Source organism: Actinosynnema sp. (assembly GCF_052038725.1).
Genome location: NZ_JBQGCX010001494.1, coordinates 1 through 5,910 on the forward strand (window position 1 = coordinate 1; position 5,910 = coordinate 5,910).

The window sequence follows — 5,910 nt, forward strand, 5'->3', positions numbered from 1 at the left end:
CGCCGAGATGGAGGTCCGCGCCCTGACCGGCGCCGGTGCGGAGAAGGCCACCTCGCACTGACGGACCCGACCCGCCGAACACCCGGAGGGCCGTCCCCGCTGCAGGCGGGGGCGGCCCTCCGGCGCGCGGGCCGCGATCCCCGCCGCAGCGGGCGTCGATCCCCCACCGGGGGCGTCGAACGCGCGCGCCACGCGAGTTGTGGCTTCATGCCCTCCCGATGCCACCCGTGGCAGCATGTCCCGTGTGACGGTTCCCAGCGTTGAGGTGTCCGACGTTCCCGCCGAGCTGCCCGAGGGCGCCGTGCTGCTCGACGTGCGCGAGGTCGACGAGTGGGCCGCCGGGCACGCTCCCGGTGCGGTGCACATCCCCATGAGCGAGCTCGCCGGGCGGCTCGGGGAGGTGCCCGAGGCGGACGTCGTCTACGTCGTCTGCCGGATGGGCGGGCGGTCGGCGCGGGTCACGGAGTACCTCAACGCCAACGGGTGGGACGCCGTGAACGTCGACGGCGGGATGCAGACCTGGGCGATGCAGGGCAGGCCGATGGTGGGCGAGCTGCCCGACGTGGAGCCGGAGGTCATCTGACGTGCGACCGCTTCAGCCGATGCGGGTGGACTGGGTGGCGACCCCGCCGCCCGGCGCCTACCCCGCCCGCCGGTTCGGCGGCGCCCGGCGGCCCTACGCCGGACCCCCGTCCTACCCGGTGCCGCCGCGCTGGGGCTTCCCGCTGCTCGCCTGGCGCTGGCCCACCTCGGTCGCGCTCGACGAGGCCCGCCCGCTCGACCGCGTCGACCGGGTGCAGCGCCTCGCCCGCACCGCCTCCCACGCCCTCGGCCTCGCCGGGATGACCGCGCTGTGGGCAGCGGGCAGCGAGCTCTGGCGCTACACCCTGCTCCTGCTCAGCCGCACCGGCGCGCTGTCCGCCACGACGGTCGGCGTCTCCGACGCCATGGTCGTCGCCGCCTCGGCCGTCGCCGGGATCACCTCGGCCATCGCGCTCGTCCTGTCCTTCCTGTGGGTCCGCGCCGCCCGCGCCGCCGCCGCTGCCGCCTCCGGCTACGCCCCCTCGCGCTCCGAGCGCGAGCTGGTGCTCGGCCTGGTCGTCCCCGGCGTGAACCTGGTCGTCCCCGGCTCGGTGCTCGCCGAGCTGGAGCACGCCGCCCTCCGGCTGCCCGCCGACGCCCGCCCCAAGCCCTCCAAGCTGCTGCTCCGCTGGTGGGCGCTCTGGGTGACGTCCGCGCTGTTCTTCGCCCTCACCGTCGCCTGGTCGTTCCGAGACAGCGTGCAGGCCCTCGCCGACGGCGTCCTCCTGCACGCCGTCTCCGACCTGCTCGCCGCGGGCGTCGCGCTCACCACTGCCGTCGTGGTCCGCCGCATCACCACCCTGCTCCTGCCGCTCGACCCCGCCTCGCTGCGCCGGATGCGCGTCGTCGGCGTGAAGGGCGCCCCGGCGCCCGAGCTGCGCGCGATCAGGGCATCCGGTTCCCCCAGGTAGCCCCTCCGCCGCCGCGCGTTCCCCGGAGTTCACCCGGAGTCCCCCGAACAGGCCCTGAGCGGGGACCGCCCGCTCTGCCACGGTGAGGTCATGCGGGCACTGGGCGCGGCACTCGTGGTGATGCTCCTGCTCCCCGGCGCGGCCTCGGCCGGAGCCGGGACCGGAGGAGCCGGGCACGGGCACGGCAAGCGCGACTTCGACCTCCAGGCCCACCGGGGCGGCATCGGGCTCACCGTCGAGAGCACGCTCGCCGCGTTCGCCAAGGCCCTGGAGGTCGGTGTCACCACCCTGGAGCTGGACGTCCAGATCACCAGGGACGGCCGCGAGGTCGTCACGCACGACCGCAGGACCAACCCCGCCAAGTGCGTCGACACCGCCCCCGCCCGCCCCGGCGACCCCGAGTTCCCCTACGCGGGCAAGTACGTCAAGGACCTGGACTTCGCCCAGGTCCGCACGCTCGACTGCGGCTCCCGCCGCTCGGCCCAGCACCCGGACCAGGAGCTCTCGCCCGGCGCCCGGATGCCCACCCTCGCCGAGGTGTTCGCCCTCGCCCGCCGCTACCGGGCGCACGACGTCCGGTTCAACGTGGAGACCAAGGTCGAGGCCGCCGCGCCGCACGAGACCGCGCCCCGCGAGCAGTTCGTCGACGTCACCTGGCGCGAGATCCGCCGCTCCGGCTTCGAGCGCAACGTGACCATCCAGTCCTTCGACTGGGGGACCCTGATGCTGTGGCGGAAGGTCGCCCCGCGACTGCCGGTGATCGCCCTGACCCAGCCCGAGTTCCTCGCCCCCGGCTCGCCCTGGACCGGCGGCCTCGACCTGGCCGACTTCGGCGGCAGCCCGGCCCGCGCCGCCCGCAGCTTCGGCGCCTCCGCGCTGTCCCCGGTGCACGGCAACCCGCAGAACGGGAAGGTCGGCGACCCCGACTACGTCCCGTTCACCACCGGGGCACTGGTCGAGGACGCGCACCGGAACGGGCTGGAGGTCGTCCCGTGGACCGTCAACGACCCCGCCACCATGCGCAAGCTCATCCGCGACGGCGTGGACGGCCTGATCACCGACTACCCGGACCGGCTGCGCGCCGTCCTGGCGGACCTGGGCTACCGCCTGCCCCAGCGCCACCACCGCTGAGCGCCACCACCGGCGGCGCGGTGGGGGCTCAGCCCGCGCCCAGCGGCAGCTCGTGCAGCCCCCGGATCACGAACTCCTCCCGCCGCCTCGGCTCCGCCGCCAGCTCCATCCCCGGCAGCTTGCGCCGCAGCGCGTCCACCGCCGCCTGCACCTCGATCCGGGCGAGCGGCGCGCCGAGGCAGTAGTGGATGCCCATGCCGAACCCGAGGTGCTGGTTGGGCGTGCGCCCCACGTCGAACTCGTCCGGCCGCTCGAACACCTCCGGGTCGCGCGCCGCCGCGCCCAGCAGGGCCGCGATCTTCGCGCCCTCCTCCACCACGTGCCCGGCGATCTCCACCCGCCTGGTCGCGGTCCGCTCGAACAGCTGCAGCGGCGAGTCGTACCGGATCAGCTCCTCGACGGCGGTCTCCAGTAGACCGGGGTCGGCCACCAGCCGCTCCCACTGGTCGCGGTGCCCCACCAGCGCCAGCACCCCGTTGCCGATCACGTTCACGGTCGCCTCGTGCCCCGCCATCAGCAGCAGCACCGCCGTGGCCACCAGCTCGTCCTCGCTCAGCCGGGCCCCGTCCGAGTCGGTCACCGCGACCAGGTCGGACACCAGGTCGTCGCCCGGCTGCCGCCGCCGCAGCGCCACGACCTCCCGCAGGTACGCCACGAACTCCCGCGCCGCCCGCTCCGCCGCCGCCCGCTTGTCCTCGGCCAGCCCGTGCTCGTACATCTTCACGATCGCGTTCGACCACGGCTGGAGCAGCGACCGCTCCGAGTGCGGCACCCCCAGCAGCTCGGCGATCACCTCCACCGGCAGCGGCCCGGCCACGTGCTCCAGCAGGTCGGCCGACCCGTCCGCGCGCACCCGCTCGACCAGCCCGTCGACCAGCCGGTCCGCCAGCTCCGCGATCCGGGGCCGCAGCCGCTCCACGTGCCCGCGCCCGAACGCCGCCGACACCAGCCGCCGCAGCCGGGCGTGCGTCGCGCCCTCGTTCTCCAGCAGCGAGTTCCGGTGCAGCAGGTTGAACGAGGCGAACTCCTCCAGCGGCTTGGCGTCCGTCCACAGCCTGCCGAGGCTCCGGTGCCGCAGCACCGCCGACGACGCGGCGTGGGACACGGCGACCGCGAGCCCCATCCCGTCGTGCCAGTGCACCTCGCCCCTGGCGCGCAGCGCGGCGAAGACCGGGTACGGGTCGGCGATGAAGGAGGGGTCGTTCTGGTCGAAAGGCGCCACGACCCCGGACGGTAGGTCTTGAGGACCGCTCGCGTCCATCGGAAACGCGACACCCGTCCGAAGGGACGGCCGACCGTGACCCGATGGGGGTCCCGCCCGCTGTGACCCGCGCGGCGAGCGCTTGCCGCCACCCGCGACCACCGGGGAGCATCCAGGCCCGTGTCCCCCGAAGTGGTCGCCCACCGAGGCGCCTCCGCGGCCCTGCCCGAGCACACCCTCGCCGCCTACGAGCTGGCGATCGCCGAGGGCGCCGACGCGCTGGAGTGCGACGTCCGCCTGACCAGGGACGAGCAGCTGGTCTGCGTCCACGACCGCACCGTCTCCCGCACCAGCGACGGGCGGGGCGCGGTCGGCGCGCTCACCCTCGCCGAGCTGCGCGCGCTCGACTTCGGCTCCTGGCACGGCGGCGACCCGGCCCCCGTGCTGACCTTCGCGGAGCTGGCGGGTCTGGCCGCCGACCACGGGACCGCGCTGTTCGTGGAGACCAAGCACCCGGTGCGCACCGGCGGCCTGGTGGAGGCCAGGCTCGCCGAGGAGCTGGCCCGGCACTCGCTGGACGTGCGCATGATGTCGTTCTCCGCGCTCGCGGTGCGCCGCTTCAAAGCGCTCGCCCCCACCGTCCCCACGGTCTGGCTGCTCGACCGGCTGTGGCCCCAGCGGCTACCCGAATGGGCGGATCTGCCGGGACCCGGCGTGTCCCTGCTGCGCCGCTCGCCGGGCCGCGGCCGGGGCGCTTACTGCTGGACGGTGGACACCGCGCCCGACATCGACCTGTGCCGCGAGCGGGGCGTGCGCTACCTGGCGACCAACCACCCGGCGCGAACCCGCAAGATCCTTGCGGCAGACTTGGCCCCCTGAACCAGGAGGAGGCTTAGTCGTGGCCAAGCGGACGGCTGTGAAGAGCAAGTCGGCGGACGGGGTGAACCCGCGCCAGCCGTGCCCGTGCGGCTCCGGCAAGCGCTACAAGGCGTGCCACGGGGGCGCGGACGGCGGGGCCGACGTCATCGTCGCCCGGCCCTTCGCGGGGCTGGCGTCGGAGGCGGAGCTGATCGCGCTGCGGGAGTTCGTGCCCTCGGCGACGGTGAAGCTGCCGCTCAAGGACGCGCCGCGCGAGGTCGTGCTGGCCTCGGTGCTGCCGATGGCCGCCGCGGGCCTGGTGCGCGCCGACGGCACCGCGTTCGTCGGCCTCCAGGTGCAGACCCGCTCCGGTGACCTGAGCCGCGACCTGGCCCGCGCCGTGCAGTGGGCCTACACCGCCGAGACCGGCGACGTGCTGCCCGTGGTCGGCCCGGAGGACGGGACCAACCCCGGCCGCCTGCAGGACCTGCTGGACGCCGAGGCCTCGGTCAGCCCCGAGCTGCACACCGACTTCGCGTGGTGGATGCCGCCGGGCAACGAGCCCGCAGGCGACGTCGCGCTGTCCCTGGAGCGGGCGAACGCGGCGATCCTGCCGACCGAGCGGGTCGACGCGCCCGGCGTGACGGCCGCCTACTGGGTGGACGCGGGCGACAAGGCGCACCTGCGCTGGGTGCGCCCGGAGCCGGAGGAGCAGCTGCTGGCGGCGCTGGCGCGGCTGTCCGTGCGCGGCGAGCTGGACCTGGGCGAGGGCACCCGCTACGCGGGCTCGTTCCGCGCGCACGGCCTGCTCGTGCCGGTGTGGGACCTGGACCGGGAGTCGCACTCCAGCGAGTGGGCGGGTCCGGCCGAGGCGCTGGGCAAGCGGCTGCTGGACGCGCTGGCGAGCCTGGACTCCGAGCCGCTGAGCGAGGCGGAGCGGCGGTCGCGGGACGGCCTGCGGGGACGGCAGATCACCCTCCGCTAGGAGGCGCGATCACCCGGTCGGGACGAGTTGACCACAGGTTCATCCACAGCTTTCCACAGGAGGTGTGGACAAGTGCTCCTGCGGATCAGCACGCGGGCGGACTGGGCGGAGGCGAGGGAGAGCGGGGCGATCCCGCTCGACCTGGAGGGGTTCGTGCACTGCGCGGACCCCGGAACCGTCCACCTGCCCGCGAACTCGCTCTACCGGAACCGGTCCGGGCTGGTCCTCCTGGTCGTCGACCC

Annotated in this window: 7 protein-coding genes; 6 read left to right on the plus strand and 1 reads right to left on the minus strand. The window is 75.0% G+C overall.

The genetic code is table 11. The features are described 5' to 3' along the window. Nucleotides 1-235 precede the first annotated feature (235 nt). From ACTUAL_RS31535 to ACTUAL_RS31545, 3 genes are all read left to right on the plus strand, one after another. The gene (locus ACTUAL_RS31535; protein ID WP_096490980.1) at nt 236-583 is read left to right on the plus strand and encodes a rhodanese-like domain-containing protein; all 348 of its coding nucleotides are present in this window, start codon (nt 236-238) and stop codon (nt 581-583) included. A gap of 1 nt (nt 584) precedes the next feature. Next, nucleotides 585-1,493, plus strand: coding sequence for a DUF4328 domain-containing protein (locus tag ACTUAL_RS31540; RefSeq protein ID WP_440902775.1), 909 nt, complete (start codon nt 585-587; stop codon nt 1,491-1,493). Between the two features lie 90 nt (nt 1,494-1,583). After that, nucleotides 1,584-2,624 carry a glycerophosphodiester phosphodiesterase family protein gene (locus ACTUAL_RS31545; protein WP_096490982.1) on the plus strand — a complete coding sequence of 347 codons (1,041 nt, stop codon included), beginning with the start codon at nt 1,584-1,586 and terminating at the stop codon, nt 2,622-2,624. A gap of 28 nt (nt 2,625-2,652) precedes the next feature. Here the strand turns inward: ACTUAL_RS31545 and ACTUAL_RS31550 are convergent, their stop codons facing one another. Next, the gene (locus ACTUAL_RS31550) at nt 2,653-3,885 is read right to left on the minus strand and encodes a cytochrome P450 (RefSeq protein ID WP_440902776.1); all 1,233 of its coding nucleotides are present in this window, start codon (nt 3,883-3,885) and stop codon (nt 2,653-2,655) included. 120 nt (nt 3,886-4,005) lie between these two features. Here ACTUAL_RS31550 and ACTUAL_RS31555 point away from each other — a divergent pair, with 120 nt between their 5' ends. The 3 genes from ACTUAL_RS31555 to ACTUAL_RS31565 all read left to right on the plus strand — a co-directional run. Continuing rightward, the gene (locus tag ACTUAL_RS31555; RefSeq protein ID WP_096490984.1) at nt 4,006-4,704 is read left to right on the plus strand and encodes a glycerophosphodiester phosphodiesterase; all 699 of its coding nucleotides are present in this window, start codon (nt 4,006-4,008) and stop codon (nt 4,702-4,704) included. 19 nt (nt 4,705-4,723) lie between these two features. Continuing rightward, nucleotides 4,724-5,668, plus strand: coding sequence for a DUF5926 family protein (locus ACTUAL_RS31560; RefSeq protein WP_440902777.1), 945 nt, complete (start codon nt 4,724-4,726; stop codon nt 5,666-5,668). Between the two features lie 72 nt (nt 5,669-5,740). Next, nucleotides 5,741-5,910: DUF952 domain-containing protein (locus ACTUAL_RS31565; protein ID WP_440902778.1), on the plus strand; the 170-nt coding region annotated here is incomplete at its 3' end.